The sequence below is a fragment of the Pandoraea pnomenusa genome, from assembly GCF_040391475.1.
Classification (GTDB): Bacteria; Pseudomonadota; Gammaproteobacteria; order Burkholderiales; family Burkholderiaceae; genus Pandoraea; species Pandoraea pnomenusa_C.
The window spans coordinates 1-16768 of the sequence record NZ_JBEBXS010000030.1; the positions used below are offsets into that span (position 1 = coordinate 1).

12 protein-coding genes and 1 pseudogene are annotated in these 16768 nt (G+C 63.8%); 4 read left to right on the forward strand and 9 right to left on the reverse strand.

Annotation, left to right across the window (positions count from 1 at the left end):
* The first annotated feature begins 323 nt into the window (after positions 1-323).
* A complete protein-coding gene (locus ABWO90_RS22190; protein ID WP_353193392.1) occupies positions 324-737 on the forward strand; it encodes a DoxX family protein in 414 nt (137 codons plus the stop codon).
* A gap of 62 nt (positions 738-799) precedes the next feature.
* On the opposite strand, the gene mctP is transcribed toward ABWO90_RS22190, so the two are convergent.
* From mctP to ABWO90_RS22235, 9 genes are all read right to left on the reverse strand, one after another.
* Entirely contained in the window at positions 800-2350 is a 1551-nt protein-coding gene (gene mctP / locus ABWO90_RS22195) for a monocarboxylate uptake permease MctP (protein WP_353193393.1), read from the reverse strand.
* Positions 2347-2577 (reverse strand): DUF3311 domain-containing protein, encoded by a 231-nt coding sequence (locus ABWO90_RS22200; RefSeq protein WP_353193394.1) that lies wholly within the window; start codon positions 2575-2577, stop codon positions 2347-2349. Before ABWO90_RS22200 ends, mctP begins: the two co-directional genes overlap by 4 nt.
* A 243-nt stretch (positions 2578-2820) precedes the next feature.
* A complete protein-coding gene (locus ABWO90_RS22205; protein WP_353193424.1) occupies positions 2821-3228 on the reverse strand; it encodes a RidA family protein in 408 nt (135 codons plus the stop codon).
* Positions 3229-3230: 2 nt separating this feature from the next.
* Positions 3231-3701: an acyl-CoA thioesterase gene (locus tag ABWO90_RS22210; RefSeq protein WP_353193425.1), complete on the reverse strand. Its 471-nt coding sequence runs from the start codon at positions 3699-3701 to the stop codon at positions 3231-3233.
* A gap of 103 nt (positions 3702-3804) precedes the next feature.
* Positions 3805-5448, reverse strand: a complete 1644-nt coding sequence (locus tag ABWO90_RS22215) for an AMP-binding protein (protein WP_353193395.1) — start codon at positions 5446-5448, stop codon at positions 3805-3807.
* A gap of 172 nt (positions 5449-5620) precedes the next feature.
* Positions 5621-6805 (reverse strand): acyl-CoA dehydrogenase family protein, encoded by a 1185-nt coding sequence (locus ABWO90_RS22220; RefSeq protein WP_353193396.1) that lies wholly within the window; start codon positions 6803-6805, stop codon positions 5621-5623.
* Positions 6806-6823: 18 nt separating this feature from the next.
* Positions 6824-7687: an enoyl-CoA hydratase family protein gene (locus ABWO90_RS22225; protein ID WP_353193397.1), complete on the reverse strand. Its 864-nt coding sequence runs from the start codon at positions 7685-7687 to the stop codon at positions 6824-6826.
* An 87-nt stretch (positions 7688-7774) separates the two neighbouring features.
* Entirely contained in the window at positions 7775-8587 is an 813-nt protein-coding gene (locus tag ABWO90_RS22230; protein WP_353193398.1) for an SDR family NAD(P)-dependent oxidoreductase, read from the reverse strand.
* Positions 8588-8596: 9 nt separating this feature from the next.
* The gene (locus ABWO90_RS22235) at positions 8597-10939 is read right to left on the reverse strand and encodes a bifunctional salicylyl-CoA 5-hydroxylase/oxidoreductase (RefSeq protein ID WP_353193399.1); all 2343 of its coding nucleotides are present in this window, start codon (positions 10937-10939) and stop codon (positions 8597-8599) included.
* An 897-nt stretch (positions 10940-11836) separates the two neighbouring features.
* Here ABWO90_RS22235 and ABWO90_RS22240 point away from each other — a divergent pair.
* From ABWO90_RS22240 to ABWO90_RS22250, 3 genes and pseudogenes are all read left to right on the forward strand, one after another.
* On the forward strand, positions 11837-13318 hold the full coding sequence (locus tag ABWO90_RS22240) for a ShlB/FhaC/HecB family hemolysin secretion/activation protein (protein WP_353193400.1): 1482 nt from the start codon (positions 11837-11839) through the stop codon (positions 13316-13318).
* A gap of 9 nt (positions 13319-13327) precedes the next feature.
* Positions 13328-13435 (forward strand): annotated as a pseudogene (locus ABWO90_RS22245) (ESPR-type extended signal peptide-containing protein); the annotation flags it as partial.
* A gap of 24 nt (positions 13436-13459) precedes the next feature.
* Positions 13460-16762, forward strand: coding sequence for a two-partner secretion domain-containing protein (locus ABWO90_RS22250; RefSeq protein ID WP_353193426.1), 3303 nt, complete (start codon positions 13460-13462; stop codon positions 16760-16762).
* The last annotated feature ends 6 nt before the right edge of the window (positions 16763-16768 follow it).

Below are 16768 nucleotides of genomic sequence, written 5' to 3' on the forward strand. Positions count from 1 at the left end.
AAAACGCCGGGCACTCCCCGGCGTTTTGCATTGGTGGGGAGAAAAGAGGGACTGGGGCGAGGCGGGAGGAAGCGGGAAGCGGACGGTGTCGGTGGAGGGACTGGGGGCGTGGAGGTGGGACGGATCGGGGCCCCTTTCTGAGGCGAGTTGGGTTTATGTCTGAGCAGCGGAAAGGGGCCCCGATCCGTCCAGGGGGGAGGTTTTGTCCACCACATCGAGACAAACTTACAAATTCCACCATCTTGATGCATTCCAGCGGGACTCTAGAATTGCCACATGTTTCGCGAATCGCGCAAACACCCACTTAAAAAGGCAGATGAAAAATGCGTTACCTCTCGCTTGAATCGAACAAAGATGGCGTGCTGTTGGCGGCACGCGTATTGCTGATGGTGTTGTTCGTGATGTTTGGATACCAGAAGCTGATGGGCTTCGAGGGCACCATTGGCTATATGGCGGCGACGGGTGCCCCGATGCCGACGATCTCGGCAGTCATTGCGGTGGTGGTTGAGTTGATTGTTGGTTTGATGATCGTCGTGGGTTTGTACACGCGTCCGTTGGCATTGGTGTTGGCGGTGTACACGTTGGCGACGGCATTCATTGGCCATCGGTATTGGGGATTGAGCGGCATGGACCAGTTCATGGCGATGATCAACTTCTACAAGAACGTGAGTATCGCGGGCGGTTTGCTGCTGTTGGCCGTGACGGGTCCGGGCAAGTACTCGTTCGACCGTAAGTAAATCGAAGCCAAACAAAACGAGGGCGCCATCGTGCGCCCTCGTTTGCTATGCCTCCGACAGCATCAGGGGTGCACGGCGTCCGAATAATCCTCGGGCCGTGTCGCGTCCGCGTGCGGTTGCATGCCCAGCATCTTCACCAGCGCAGTCACCAGCACTGCGACGATCAGATTGACGACGAGCGAATAGAACGCCGCGTATCCCGGCATGATCAGCGAGCCGAGATGTAGCGCGAAGATCGACGACTTGAAGCCCGTCGAGGCTGCCATCCAGGTACCGAACGCGATGCCGGCGAGCCAGCCGATCAGCAGACCTCGGTGATCCAGCCAGCGCGTGTAGAGGCCGAGGACGATCGCGGGCAGCGTCTGAATGATCCAGATGCCGCCGAGTAGTTGAAGTTGAATCGCGTACTGAAGCGGAAGAAACAGCACGAAGAACAGTGCGCCGAGTTTCACCACGAGCGACACCCGTTTCGCGATCAACGTTTCCTGCGACGCCGACACATTCCGGTTCACGAATGTCTTGTGCACGTTTCGCGTGTAGAGATTTGCCGCAGCAATCGACATGATTGCGGCCGGCACGAGTGCGCCAATCGCAATCCCCGCGAAGGCCACACCGACAAACCACGATGGGAACGCGTACAGGAACAGTGCAGGCACTGCGAAATTCGTCCCGTATTGCGCGAAATACGGTGCAAACTGCGGCATCGATTTCACGTCGGCGGCCAACGCCATATAGCCGAGCAGCGCAATCAGCCCGAGCAACAGCGTGTAGGCCGGGAGCAATGCCATATTGCGCCGAATCGTATTCCCGTTCTTCGCACTGAGCAGCGCCGTGATCGAATGGGGATACAAAAACAATGCGAGTGCCGAACCCAGTGCCAGCGTTGCATACGCGCTGTACCCGTTAAGCGAACCGCCCGAAGGGGACTTCAGCAGCAAATTGTCCGCAGGCACCGCAGCAAAGATGTGCGAGATACCGCCAAGACGCGCCGGAATCACCACCAACGCCGCGATGATCGTGATGTAGATCAGCGTGTCCTTCACGATCGCGATCATCGCCGGCGCACGTAGCCCGCTCGTGTACGTGTACGCCGCCAGGATCACGAACGCGATGATGAGCGGCAGATCGTCCAACCAGCCGCCCGCGTGAAAACCGAGCGCGCCGATCACCACCTCGATCCCGACCAACTGCAACGCGATGTACGGCATCGTCGCCACGATCCCCGTCACCGCAATCGCCAACCCCAACCAACCGCTGCCATAGCGAGCGCTCACAAAGTCAGCCGCCGTCACATAGCCGTGCTTGCGTGACACCTGCCAGAGCTTCGGGAACACCACGAATGCGAACGGAAAAATCAGGATCGTGTACGGCAGCGCGAAAAAGCCCAGCGCGCCAGCGCCGAACACCAACGCAGGTACCGCGATGAACGTATAAGCCGTGTACAGATCCCCGCCCAGCAGAAACCAGCTCACTATCGTGCCGAAACGGCGCCCGGCCAGCCCCCACTCGTCCAACTGCGCCAGATCTCCACGCCGCCAATGGGCTGCCACAAACCCCATCACCGTCACCAGCGCGAAGAACGCCACAAACACCACCGTCGCGGTCCAGTTCATGATTGGCCCCCCGCAGCGTTATCCAGCGGCGCGGTGCGCAGATACACCCATGCCGTCAGCAGCGCGGTAAGAATCACCCACGCGAACTGATACCAGTAGAAAAACGGGAAACCGAAGAGAGACGGCTCGAGCCGGTTGTAGAACGGCACCCAGAGCACGCCGAAGAAGGGCAGCAGCAACAGCCACAACCAGCCCCTGCCGCGCGATTGCGGCGCATCGTTGTTCATGATTGCGTACCTCCCGGCGGGATCGCCGCCGATCGCTAACGCAACGTGTGCCTGATAACGACTATATGTCGCGAAAAACAAAACGGCTTACGGACAAACCCCAACGTTGCCGGAGTCGCCAGTAAGCCGCACTTCCATCATTTTCCCACCATACTTCCACCGTATTTTCGCCGTATTTCGAGGGGGAAAACCGGCGCAACGTTCGCACACCGGTGCCCTCAGTCACGACTCACATACCGTGCATCAAGCTGCCGGCACCACTGCCGTCACCTCGATTTCCACCTTCGCTTCGTCCTCCACCAGATCGGCCACCTCGACCGCCGTCATCGCAGGGAAGTGACGACCGATCACCGCGCGATAGTGCTCGCCGATCGCCGGATAGCTCGCCACATACTCTTCCTTGTTCTTCACATACCAGGTCATGCGAACGATGTGCTCCGGCTTCGCCTTGCCCTCGGCAAGGATCGCCACGATGTTCTCCAGCGTCTGACGCACCTGAAGCGCGAAATCATCCGTCTCGAAACGTTGCTGCCCATTCCAGCCGATCTGACCGCCGACAAACACGATGCGGCTGCCCACCGTCATCTCGAAAGCCATGCCATTTGCATAGCCACGCGGTTTCGCCCACTCGGGCGGTTGCAGAACTTGCAGCATCACGACACTCCTTCAATCACAGAATCAGGTGCGGCAAAGCGCACAATCGCCTCACGTTGCGCCGCCGGCACCGCAATCGCGGCAGGCCGGCCGCCCTCGCCCTTCGCCACCCACACCAACACCAGCGTGGCCTCCAGACGTGTCTCGTCATTCGCGCCCGCGAACCGGATTCGCAGCGTCATCGACGAACGTCCCAGTCGTACCACCTCCAGCGAACGCGACAGCGTGTCGCCCAGGAAACTCGGTGCGCTGAAACGACACTCGATATTCGCCGTCGGCACGCCCATTCCGTCGCGCAGATGCATTTCGCCGAACGACAAGCCCAGCCCGTCAGCGCACCAATCCTCGACGAGATCGTTCATCATCTCGAAGTAGCGCGGATAAAACACGATGCCTGCCGGATCGCAGTGCTTGAAGCGCACCAGCAACGGCTTCACGAAAGCATGTGTTGCCACGTCGGCTCCCGCCATCATTCCCCTCCTGTCCAACCACTCGCCGTACCGCCCGACAACCTCGCGACGTCACGGTCTCCAAAAAGTCAGTGGGTGCCAACTGGAGCGCCCCACCCCCAACTCACTGCGCCATCTGACGCAGCTTGAAACGCTGCAGCTTGCCCGTCTCCGTGCGCGGCAACGCGTCGACGAACTCAATCGCACGCGGATACTTGTACGGCGCGATGTTAGCCTTCACATACTCCTGAAGCGCCTTCACCATCGCGTCGTCGCGCGGTTCGCCCGCCTTGAGCACCACATAGGCCTTCACGATCTGCCCGCGTGCTTCGTCGTTCGCCCCCACCACCCCGCACTCCGCCACGGCCGGATGCTGCAACAGCGCCGACTCCACCTCCGGCCCGGCGATGTTGTAACCCGCCGAGACGATCATGTCGTCCGAGCGCGCCTGATAGTAGTAATTGCCCGCTTCGTCACACATGAACGTGTCGCCCGGCAGATTCCAGCCGTTCTTCACGTAATTCGTCTGACGCGAGTCCGCGAGATAGCGGCAACCCGTCGGCCCCTTCACTGCCAGCTTGCCCACCTTGCCCGGCGGCAGCGGCTGCATGTTCTCATCCACGATCATCGCGATATAGCCCGGCACCGGCTTGCCGATCGCCCCCGGCACCACGTCGCCATTCGCCGCCGAGATGAAGATGTGGATCATCTCCGTGCCGCCAATGCCGTCGATCATCTCGATGCCCGACGCCTGCTTCCACAACTGGCGCGTCGCATCCGGCAATGCCTCGCCGGCCGATACCGTCTTCTTCAGACTCGACAGATCGTATTTGCCGACCAGCGCCGCCATCTGACGATAGAACGTCGGTGCCGTGAAACAGATCGTCGCGCGGTACTCCGCAATCGCCTGCAACAGACTGTCCGGCGTGAGCTTTTCCAGCAGCACCGTCGACGCCCCCACGCGCAGCGGGAACGTCAACAAGCCGCCCGTGCCGAAAGTGAACGCTAACGGGGGAGTGCCGCAGAAAATATCGTCCGGCCCCGGCTTCAGCACATGACGCGGGAACAGATCGCACATGGCCAGCACGTCGCGGTGAAAGTGCATCGTGCCCTTCGGCTGCCCCGTCGTGCCGCTCGTGAACGCGATCAGGCACACGTCATCCACCGCCGTGTCACACGCCTCGAAGCTCGCCGGCTGACGTGCCATGCGGGCCTCCAGTGAGTCCTCACCCACGTCGTGGAAATACACCACCTGCGTGAGCAACGGACAGAAATACTCATGCCCTGCCTGACGGTTGAACTCCAGTTCCTCTTTCAGACGACCGTCGCACAACGCCGCGCCGATCTCCGCCTTGTCGATGATCTGCTTGAGCTCCTTCGCGCGCAGCAGCGGCATCGTCGGCACACCGACCAGCCCCGCCTTGATCACTGCGAGCCACGCGGCCGCCATGAACAGATTGTTCGGCCCCCGCAACAACACGCGATTGCCCGGCACCAACCCCATATCGTTGCGGAGCACGTGCGAGATCCGGTCGACCATCTCGCGAAGTCCGAGATACGTCGTGACCGTCGGCTTGCCGTTCTCCACCGAGTAGATGGCGGGTGCATCGCCCCTGCCCTGTGCAATCGTGCGATCCAGCAATTCGGCGGCGCAGTTGATGCGCGCCGGGTACGCCACGTCCGGATTGTCCAGCAGAAACTCAGGCCACTCATGCGCGGGCGGCAGGTTGTCGCGCGCAAAAGTGTCGAGATGTCCAGATCGTTCCATGTGCTTCTCCTTGCCCCCGGTAATCAAGCATGACGCCGGCCACGCAGGCCGGGCATTGTCCTAGTGCTTCCAAGTGTTCTGCAAGACGCCATGCTGTCCCGGTCTCCACGGGCAACACTGCGCACATCACAAGCCATCTACAGGCCATGCCCCACGCGTCGAACCGAAACGCTCAATCGTCCTTGAGCAGTTCGCGCGCGATGATCAGTTTTTGTACTTCCGTTGCGCCCTCATAAATCCGCAACGAACGAATCTCCCGGTACAGACGCTCCACGATCGCGCCCGACACCACGCCCGCGCCGCCGAACATCTGCAAGGCCCGGTCGATCACCTGCTGCGCGGATTCCGTGGCAAACATCTTCGCCATCGCCGCTTCACGCGTCGTGCGCTGCCCCTGCACGTCGCGCTGCCAGGCCGCGCGATACGTGAGCAGTGCGGCCGCATCCACCGACGTCGCCATGTCGCCCAGCGCCGCCTGCGTGATCTGGAAGTCCGCGAGCGTCTGCCCGAACATCTCGCGCGACTTCGCACGCGCCAGCCCTTCGTCCAGTGCTCGACGCGCAAACCCCAGCGACGCCGCCGCCACTGACGCGCGGAAAATATCCAGCGTCATCATGGCGACCTTGAAGCCCTGCCCTGCATCGCCAAGCCGTTGCGAGGCCGGTACGCGGCAGTTCTCGAACTTCAGGCGCGCCAACGGATGCGGCGCGCTCACGTCGATGCGCTCCGCAATCGTGAGGCCCGGCGTGTCGGCATCCACCACGAACGCGCTGATGCCGCGCGCACCGGGTGCCTCGCCCGTGCGCACGAAAACGCAATAGAAATCCGCAATCCCGCCGTTCGAGATCCACGTCTTCTCGCCGTTGAGCACGTAGTGATCGCCATCCGGCGTAGCCGAGCAGGCCATCGCGGCAACGTCCGATCCGGCGTTCGGCTCCGACAGTGCGAAGGCCGCGATCGCCTCACCCGACGCCACACGCGGCAGATAGCGCTGCTTGAGCGCGTCGCTGCCCGCCAGCGTGATCGCACCGCTGCCCAGCCCCTGCATCGCGAATGCGAAATCGGCAAGGCCGTCGTGACGTGCAAGCGTCTCGCGCAGCACGCACAGCGCGCGCGAATCCAGCTTGTCCAGCGCGCCACCATGGCTCGCGGGCACGCAATACTTCAACCAGCCCGCGCGCCCCAGCTGACGCACCAGCGACACACACGTGGCATCCGTATCCGCGTGATGATCGACGTGCAGCTCACGCGAGCACCAGTCATCGAGATCGGCACCGAGACGCCGATGGGCGTCATCGAAAAACGGCCATGCCAGAAAGTCGGCGTTGCGCGCGTTGCGGGGAGTTTCAGTCGTCATAGCACTCATCGTCTCGCGTCAGTCGCCCTTGAACACCGGCTTTTGCCTGGCGACGAAGGCGTCGTAAGCGCGGCGGAAGTCCTTCGTCTGCATGCAGATGGCCTGCGCTTCGGCCTCGGCCTCGATGGCCTCGTCCACGCCCATGTTCCATTCCTGATGCAGCAGCTTCTTCGTCACGCCATGCGCGAACGTCGGACCACAGGCGATCTGATCGGCCAGCGTCTGCGCCGCCGAGAGCACCGCGCCGCCGTCGTGCAGCGCGTTGAAGAAGCCCCACTGCAGCCCCTCCTCCGCCGTCATCACGCGCCCGGTGTAGAGCAGCTCCGAGGCACGGCCCTGTCCGATCATGCGCGGCAGCAGCGTGCAGGCGCCCATGTCGGCACCGGCCAGCCCCACGCGCACGAACAGGAATGCGGTCTTCGCTTGCGGCGTGCCCAGACGCATGTCCGACGCCAGCGCCATCATCGCGCCGGCACCGGCACAGATGCCGTCGATGGCGCTCACGATCGGCTGCGGGCAAGCCCGCATCGCCTTCACGAGATCGCCCGTCATCCGCGTGAAATCGAGCAGTTCCGGCATGCTCATGTTCGTGAGCGGGCCGATGATTTCGTGGACGTCGCCGCCCGAGCAGAAATTGCCGCCCGCGCCGGTCACCACCACCGTCTTGATGTCCGTCGCATAAACCAGCGCGCGGAACAGATCGCGCAGCTCCGCATACGAATCGAACGTCAGCGGGTTCTTCTTGTCCGGACGGTTCAGCGTGATCGTGCCGATACTCGGACGCCCTTGCGCGTCGTTCGACACCGACCACAGGAAGTGCTTGGCTTCATAGTTCGCGAAGGGGCGCTTGTGATGCGCCATCGTCAGTTTCACGTCACTCATTGGCCGATCTCCTTGAATGGGTTGTGCGTGCGCGCCGTGGCTGATTGAGGCGACGGCACGCCGATGTGATTGCGTATGTGTGCGGACTTACCCGACGGTCACTTCGCCGCCCGCCACCGCGAGCGACTGCCCCGTCATCGCACCGGCGCCCGGCTGGCAGAGCCACAGCACCGCGTCGGCAACCTCCTGCGGTTGCACCAGACGCCCCTGCGGGTTGCGTTTGGCCAGCTCGGCGCGGGCTTCGTCTTCACTGCGTCCGGTCTTCGCGACGATATTCGCCACGGCGTCGCGCACGATATCCGTCTCCGTATAGCCGGGGCACACGGCGTTGACCGTCACGCCCTTCTTCGCCACTTCCAGCGCCAGCGCACGCGTGAGCCCCACCACGCCGTGCTTGGCGGCGCAGTAGGCCGTCACGTAGGGATAACCGATCAGGCCGGCCGTGCTGGCAACGTTCACGATGCGCCCCCATCCGGCGGCCAGCATGGCGGGCAGTGCGGCGGAGATGCAGTGGAACGTGCCCGTCAGGTTCACGTCGATCATCTGCTGCCAGAGCGCGCTGTCCGTCTTGCCGAACGGTGCGCTCACCGCCTGCCCGGCATTGTTCACCAGCACCTGCACCGGGCCGAAACGTTCGGCCGCGCGTGCGAATGCGGCGTCGACGGCAGCGGCATCCGAGATGTCCGCGCTGACCCAGGCCACCTCACCGTGCGCTGACAGGGCTTGCGCGCCAGCGGCAAGCGAGGCTTCGCTGCGCCCGAGCAGCGTCACACGCGCGCCTTGCAAGAGCAATGAGCGGGCGACGGCTTCGCCAATGCCACGCGCACCGCCCGTCACGAGCGCGTGTACGCCTTGCAGGGAGACGGGTGCGGCGGTTGCCGGGGGTGTCGTCGACGTCATGAACTGTCCTTATTTACCGATCTGTTGAGCGTAGGCGGCAGCACGCTCCAGATTCGTCTCGTACTGCCGTTTGCCGGCATAGTACTGTGCAGGCCACGGCAAGTCCTTGTAACCGATCTTCGCGGCTTCGTGCAGTGTCCAGAACGGATCGGCCAGATGCGGGCGAGCCAGCGCACACAGGTCCGCACGGCCCGACGCGATGATGCTGTTCACGTGATCCGCCTCGAAGATCGCGCCGACCGCAATCGTCGGAATGCCCGCTTCGTTGCGCACGCGATCGGCAAACGGTGTCTGGAACATGCGACCGTAGACCGGCTTTTCTTCCTTGCTGACCTGTCCCGACGAGCAGTCGATGAGATCGGCCCCCGCGTCCTTGAAGGCGCGCGCGATCTGCACGGCGTCGTCCGGCGTGATACCGCCTTCGACCCAGTCGTGCGCCGAGATACGCACCGACATCGGCTTGGCCGCCGGCCACACGGCACGCACGGCGTGGAAGACTTCCATCGGATAGCGAAGACGATTCTCCAGCGAACCGCCGTACTCGTCGCTGCGATGGTTCGTCAACGGCGAAATGAAGCTCGAGAGCAGATAGCCGTGTGCGCAGTGCAGTTCGAGCCAGTCGAAGCCGGCTTCGGCCGCGCGGCGGGCCGCTTGCACGAAGTCGTCCTTGACGCGGTCCATGTCGTCGCGCGACATTTCACGCGGCGTCTGCGACACGCCGTCGATGTACGGCAACGGCGACGCGGAAATCAGCGGCCAGTTGTCCTCGTCGAGCGGCAGGTCGATGCCGTCCCAGGCCAGACGCGTGGAGCCCTTGCGCCCGGCATGGCCGATCTGCATGGCGACCTTCGCGTCGCTGCTCGCGTGCACGAAGTCGACGATACGCTTCCACGCATCGCGCTGCGTATCGTTCCACAGCCCCGGGCATCCCGGGGTGATACGCGCGTCGGGCGACACGCAGGTCATTTCCGCCACGATCATGCCTGCACCGCCCAGCGCGCGGCTGCCGAGGTGCACCATGTGGAAGTCGCCGGGCACGCCGTCAACGGCCGAGTACATCGCCATCGGCGACATGACGATACGGTTCTTGAGCGTGAGTTCGCGGGCGCGGTACGGCGTGAACATCGGCGGAATCGGATGCTGTCCGTCGGCACGCGTCACGCCCGCACGTTCGGCGAGCCAGTCCTCGTAGCCTTCTACGTACCCGGCGTCGCGCACCCGCAGGTTTTCATGCGAGATACGCTGCGAGCGCGTGAGCAGCGAATAGGCGAACTGTTGCGGGGCGAAGCGGGCGTAGCGCTCCACGGTCTCGAACCATTCCGTCGAGTTGCGGGCGGCATTCTGAATCTTGAGCACTTCGACGCTGCGCACGGCTTCGTAGTCGTCGAGCACGCGCGGCAGCGCGTCGACGTTATGGGTGACGAGGCCGTCTGCCAGGGAGATGGCGTCCTCCAGCGCGAGCTTCGTGCCCGAGCCGATGGAGAAGTGCGCGGTATGGGCGGCGTCGCCCATGAGCACGACAGGCACACGCTTGCCGTCGATATCGTTCCAGTGCACCCAGTGTTCGCAAATGACGCGCGGGAACTGAATCCAGATGGCCGAACCGCGCAGATGCTTGGCGTTGCTCATCAGCTCGTGGCCGCCGAGGTACTTCGCGAACAGCTTTTCGCAGAACGCCACGCCCTCTTCCTGGCTCATCTGATCGATGCCATGCGCGCGCCAGACTTCCTCCGGCGTCTCGACGATGAACGTCGACGTGTCGGCATCGAACTGATAGGCGTGCGCCTGGAACCAGCCGTGCTCGGTCTTTTCGAAGGCGAACGTGAAGGCGTCGAAGCGCTGGTGGGTGCCGAGCCAGACGAAGCGGTTCTGGCGCGTGTCGATGTCCGGACGGTACGTGTCGGTGTAACGGGTGCGAATGCGGCTGTTGAGGCCGTCGGAGGCAATGACGAGATCGGCCTGATAGCGACGCGCGATTTCCTGATCGTCGGTGACGTCCGTCTCGAAGACGAGTTCGACGCCGAGGGCTTCGCACCGCGCCTGCAGGATATTGAGCAACTTCTTGCGGCCGATGCCGATGAATCCATGACCGCCGGAGGTGATCGTCTGGCCTTCGAAGTGGATGTCGATATCGTCCCAATGATTGAACGCGGCGTTGATCTCTGCGGCGCTGACGGGATCGGCTTCCTGAAGGTTGTCCATCGTGGCGTCGGAGAACACCACGCCCCAGCCGAAGGTGTCGTATGGCCGATTGCGCTCGACCACCACCACCCGGTGCGACGGCTCGCGCAGCTTCATCAACAGCCCGAAATACAGGCCCGCGGGACCGCCACCGATACAGACGATATTCATCTCCAGCCTCCGGATTCACAGATCGCGGCGCGCTCGCCGAGCTTTCGATCTTTGTTAAATCGTAAATAGTTTATGCCTAAAATACTAGCGAAAAAAATTCCCGCCAGCAAGGCCGGCAAGCCCGGACGGTGCCGGGGAAGGGAAAGTACTTAGGCAGGCGCCCCCCCTCGCCGACTATCGAACGTCACCGGAAACGCGAGTCCCTGATCCGAGGTTGCATGAAACCCGAGTGTCTCGTCCAAATTCGAAAGCCGATACGCCACCCGTTCGGCAGAATCGCCGCCGTCTTGTCATCTGCGCTCCGACTCAAGCTCTGGCCTGACGCCAGGGTGTAAGCCCCCTCTGCTGTTGCATGCCTCCGCCGTGCTCACTGTTGCGCCCTTTTTTTTGCCGCATTCGCACTTGCGTCCGCACCGATCCCCGATATCCCGGACTTCGCTTCAGACGTGATTGCGCGATGCATCGATTCGATCCTCCCAAAGGGCTGTGCAATCCGTGGCATATCGCGACTTTCCGGGCTATCTCGCCTATCTCCCCCCTCGTATTCGCCGATTCGCGTGTGACGTCGATGCCACTCGGCTGACACGTCGACCGCGTCACGCAATGAGCGTGCCTGGTATGCATGCCGTTCTGCGGACCGGCGCGCTCGCTTGCGGACTCGCACTCGCTTGCGCCACAGCCGTTGCGCAAGAGCGCCCTCCATCGGCGCTCAGTGAGGCAGTCCGGCAAGGCACCCAAGATGAACAGCTGGAGCGCCAACGCCGGGAAACCGAGGAGCGCGAACGCCGCGCCCAGGCACCGGACGTTCGGCTGCCATCCGTAGCGGACGGCCCGTCCGCCGTCGACAGCAAAACGCTGCCGGTCGAATCGCCTTGCATCGTGTTGCGCAGCGTCACCGTGACCGGACCTGACGGCGCCGCGCTTCCCCAAGTGTTCGCGTTCGTCGCATCGACGCTTGCCCCATTTGTCGGGCAATGCGCGGGCGCCGACGGGGTAGCGCAGATCGCCGCCGTGGCGACCGAAGCCATCCTGGAAGGCGGTTGGGTCACGACCCGCATCGGCGTTCCCGAGCAGGATCTGGCCGATGGACACCTGAGGCTGCACCTCGTTCCGGGGACGGTTTCGTCGGTCCGCTTCGCCGATCCGGACGTGCGCGGCACCTGGCGCTCTGCGGTGCCGCTGCGTGCTGGCGACATGCTCTCGGTAAACGCGCTGGAGCAGGGACTCGAGCAACTCAAGCGCATGCCCAGCCAGGACGCCGACGTCCGCATCGAGCCTGGCGATACCCCTGGCTCGAGCGACATCGTGATCGACGTGAAACGGCAACGTCCGTGGCGCCTGCAGGCCTCCGTCGACAACAGCGGTACGCGCGATACCGGGCGACTGCAAGGGCAGTTGGCCATCGGCATCGACAATCCGCTCGGGCTGAACGACCTGCTGGATGTCGCCATGCAACACGACCTGTCGCCCGGCGACGACCGGTTCGGCACCCAGGGGGGCAGCGTCAGCTATTCGATGCCGTGGGGTTACAACACCGTCTCGGTCTTCGGCAGCACGCGCACTTACTTCCAACGCATTGCGGGCGCCAACGAGTCGTTCGTCTCAAGCGGTCGCAATCAGACAGCGGAACTCCGGGTCGAGCGGGTCGTTCATCGCGACAGCCGGGGCAAGACAGCGATCGATGTCCGGCTCGGGCGTCGCTTCGGCAAAAGCTTCATCGAAGACTTCGAGATCTCGCAGCAATATCGCAACAACACCTATCTCCAGACCGGTGTGACGCACCGGCAATACGTCGGCAACGCGCAGGCCGACATCGCACTGAACTACCGGCAAGGCATGCCCTGGTTCGGCGCACAGGACGACCTTCGCGACCCCGTCACCCGTCAGCCGACGCAGCAAACCTATCGCTACCGCATGTTCACGGTAGATGCGCAGTGGTCCGTGCCGCTCAAGGTTTCGGCGCTCACCGCCAGATACGTCGGCGTGTTTCACGGGCAGACCACCGCCAACGCCCTATGGGCGGTCGACCAGATAGCCATTGGCGGACGGTACAGCGTTCGCGGCTTTACCGGCGACGAAACCCTGAGCGCCGAGCGCGGCTTCTTCCTTCGCAACGAATTGCATGTCCCGATCGGCGCCACCGCCCACTCGGTTTATGTCGGCGTGGACTACGGCCGCGTGTTCGGCCCGAGCGCCCGATGGCTCCCCGGCACCCAACTCGCCGGCGCAGTTCTGGGCCTGCGGGGACAAATCGGTGCCTACGGCGGGCCCTGGGGCAACGCCAGCTACGACGTTTTTGTCGCCCGCCCCCTCTCCTCTCCTTCGCAGTTCCCGACCTATGCCGCCGTCGCAGGCGTCTCGCTCGCCCTTCGCTACTGAGTCCCGCTCATGAACACACGTTGCTTTCGTCTGATCTTCAGCCATGTCCGACGCCAGTGGGTCGCCGTCGGTGAAAACGTCTCCCGCGGGCGGACGCCCGGAAGCGGGCGCAGCGCGCGTCGACAAGGGGGCGGCAGCGAGATGCCATGCGTCTCGCATCGGTTCCTGCTGCGCCCGTTGAGCACCGCCGCCTTGTCGGCGTTAGTCGCGCTCGGTTTCCCCGTCGCCGCGTGGTCGCAGATCGTCGCCGCCCCCGGGCCGCACGCGCCCGGCGTCGGCGTGACACCGAATGGCCTGCCGCTCGTCAATATCACCACGCCGAGCGCGGCGGGCGTATCGCAGAACCAGTACCGACAGTTCGATGTGCCGACACAGGGCGCGATCCTCAACAACGCCCGCACCATCGTGCAAACGCAGATGGGCGGACTCGTGCCGGGCAATCCCAATCTCACCGGCGCGCCCGCACGCATCATCGTCAATCAGGTGACCGGGGCACTGCCATCGAACCTGGCCGGCTATCTCGAAGTCGCGGGGAGTCGTGCCGAAGTCATCGTCAGCAATCCCAACGGGATCACCTGCAATGGCTGTGGCTTCGTCAATACCTCGCGCGGGGTCCTCACGACTGGCGTGCCGGTGTTTGGCGGCAGCGGGTCGCTCGAGGCCTTCCGCGTTACCGATGGCCGCATTCGCATCGCCGGCGGCGGCCTGAACGCCGGTAATCTCGAGCACGCCGCCCTGCTCGCCCGCGCTGTCGAAGTCAACGCCGCCGTGCATGCGCAGCGGCTGGACGTCATTACCGGTCTGAACGACATCGACGCCGCCACTTTCGATATCCGTGACAGCCAGACGTCGTCGGGCGGCACGCCCACGTTTGCCCTGGACCTCTCCCGACTCGGTGGCATGTATGCCGGAAAGATCCGACTCATCGGCACGGAAGCCGGGGTGGGTGTCAATCTGGATGGGCAGGTCACTGCCGGGCGGGGCGCGCTGACGCTGAGCTCCGCCGGACGGCTCCAGGTCGGCGGCAAGCTGCAATCCCAAGACGACCTTCGGGTAATGGCATCAGGCGACCTGTCCATCGACGGCGACGTCATGGCCGAGGCGCAATTGGCGCTGCGCACCCAGGGGAACCTGCTCAGCGCGGGCAACGTGCGCGGTGCGCGCGACGTGGCACTCGACGCCGCAGGCACATGGCGCCACACCGGCAAAGCGTCTGCGGGCCGACATTTCGTTGTCGACGCCGCCGCAATCGCCTCGTCAGGTGTCATCGCCGCGGGCGCCAACGCTGATGGAACACAAGGCGCGACGGGAAACATCACGCTCTCGACAACAGGGTTACTCCAGGCGGGTGGAAACCACGCTGCCACCGGAGACATCCGGCTGTCGGCGAAGGCCATCGACCTGACCGGTTCGACATCGACCACCCTGCGCGGGCTCCAGATGGACACGCGCGGCGGTGACATCACGATGTCCCGTGCGACAACAAGTGTCGGCGGCACAACCCGGATCACCGGGCGTGGCGACGTGGTTCACGATGGCGCAACCCTGCGAACCTCCGGCCTCTTCATCGACGCGGCCGGGTTGCGAAACGACAAGGGCCGCATCGAGCAATGGGGGGCGATGTCCCCACTCCAGATCACCCTCTCCGGCTCGATGCGCAATCGTGGGGGGCAGATACTTGCCAACAGTACCGATCTGCGGCTGGACTCCGCCCGACTCGACAATACGGACGGCAAGATCGAACACGCCGGCGCGGGCCGCTTCGCGCTTGACGTCGGCAATGTCGAGAACGTGGGCGGGGCCGTTGCCACCAACGGCGTCATGTCCATCGAGGCGAACGACTGGCGCAACGATCGAGGCACGCTTTCGGCCAAACAATCCCTGACGGCAACGCTGCACGGCAAGTTCACGAACACGGCCGGGCTGATGCAATCCGGCGGGCTGTTTTCGTTGAAGGCGAACGACATCAGGAACCTCGGCGGACGGATGCTCGCCCTGAGTCACGCCGATCTCCACTTGTTCGCCGACACGGTCATCGAGAACGGGCGTCTCGATGGCGCCGTGGGAGAAATTGCCGGGCGTGGCAATGTCCGCCTCGATGCGACGTCGCTCATCAACAGCGGCAACTGGACCGCCCTCGCCTCGCTTTTCGCCAACGCCGCAGGCGATCTGCTGAACGTGGGCGGACGCATCGTCGCTCGCCACCAAGTCAGCGTCGCCGCGCGCGGTGCATTCGACAACACCCGCGGCACCGTGACCGCCGACGAGGCACTCACCCTTGAAGCCGACGCCGCAGACAACTCCCTCGGCGAGATCCAATCGCGCTCGATCGCCGTGTCCGCCCGGACACTGACGAATCGAACGGGCAAACTGATTCAGACCGGCACCGGCGCACAAGATCTGGCGCGCCTGCGCGTTGCCGATCGCATCGACAATCACGCCGGCTCGATGCATCTGGCCGCGCGAGACGCCACGATCGACACCTCCGGGTTCGAGAACACCGACGGTACGGTGGCGCACGCCGGGAATGGCACGCTCAGCATTAGCGGAAAATCGCTCGACAACCGGGGCGGGCGAATCGGCACAAACGGCGACCTGCTGCTCGACGCCCGATCGGTCGACAACGACAACGGTCTCATGACCGCTATGCGGACGCTGAAATCGACCATCGCAGGGCAACTGAGCAACGTGTCGGGAGAAATGGCGGCAACGTCCGTCTCGCTGAACGTTGGGGATACGTTCGACAATCACTCGGGTTCTGTCGAGGCCAGCGACACGTTGCGGTTGAGTGCCGCGCGCATCAACAACGCCAAAGGCAAGCTGCTGAACAGCGGTCACGGGCAGACGGCGATGACCGTGCAGGACGCGCTGGACAACATGGACGGCGGCACCATCGCCGCGAACGCCACCCTCTCGGTCGACGCCGGAAGTCTGGACAACACCGGTGGCCGTCTGCATGCCGGCGACAGTCTCACCCTGAAAGTCGCCAAAGACGTCACCAACGATACGGGATATCTCGCCGGTGGCAGCCGGCTGAACATCGACATTCGCGGCAGCCTCATCAATCGCGTCGGTCACGTGAGCGCGCACGACGCGTTGCGCCTCTACGTCGCCGAACAGTTCGACAACACCGACGGCAAGGTCGAAGTCGGTGCTGCCAGTGGGCAGATGGACGTGTCGGCCGGCACCCTGGACAACGCGGGCGGTCGCTTTGCCAATGCGGGCACGGGCGCCATCGACATGACCATCGCCGGGCGGTTGCGCAATCGCGCGTCTGCCGGGCGCACGCCGGATGATGCGGGCAGCATTGCCGGCAACGGGGCCATCAACGTGCGGGCGGGTGGCATCGAGAACATCGATGGCGCACGAATGGCCGCCGGGACATCGCTCTCGCTCACCTCAATCGGCGCGGGCGGTTGTTGGCCAATGAATCGCTCGACGTGAGGGCAT

What these genes read in the sequence shown, in the direction of transcription:
- ABWO90_RS22190 (WP_353193392.1), top strand. Translation starts at nt 324, where the DNA reads ATGCGTTACCTCTCGCTTGAATCGAACAAAGATGGCGTGCTGTTGGCG.
- mctP (WP_353193393.1), bottom strand. Translation starts at nt 2,350, where the DNA reads ATGAACTGGACCGCGACGGTGGTGTTTGTGGCGTTCTTCGCGCTGGTG.
- ABWO90_RS22200 (WP_353193394.1), bottom strand. Translation starts at nt 2,577, where the DNA reads ATGAACAACGATGCGCCGCAATCGCGCGGCAGGGGCTGGTTGTGGCTG.
- ABWO90_RS22210 (WP_353193425.1), bottom strand. Translation starts at nt 3,701, where the DNA reads ATGGCGGGAGCCGACGTGGCAACACATGCTTTCGTGAAGCCGTTGCTG.
- ABWO90_RS22215 (WP_353193395.1), bottom strand. Translation starts at nt 5,448, where the DNA reads ATGGAACGATCTGGACATCTCGACACTTTTGCGCGCGACAACCTGCCG.
- ABWO90_RS22220 (WP_353193396.1), bottom strand. Translation starts at nt 6,805, where the DNA reads ATGACGACTGAAACTCCCCGCAACGCGCGCAACGCCGACTTTCTGGCA.
- ABWO90_RS22225 (WP_353193397.1), bottom strand. Translation starts at nt 7,687, where the DNA reads ATGAGTGACGTGAAACTGACGATGGCGCATCACAAGCGCCCCTTCGCG.
- ABWO90_RS22230 (WP_353193398.1), bottom strand. Translation starts at nt 8,587, where the DNA reads ATGACGTCGACGACACCCCCGGCAACCGCCGCACCCGTCTCCCTGCAA.
- ABWO90_RS22235 (WP_353193399.1), bottom strand. Translation starts at nt 10,939, where the DNA reads ATGAATATCGTCTGTATCGGTGGCGGTCCCGCGGGCCTGTATTTCGGG.
- ABWO90_RS22250 (WP_353193426.1), top strand. Translation starts at nt 13,460, where the DNA reads ATGCCATGCGTCTCGCATCGGTTCCTGCTGCGCCCGTTGAGCACCGCC.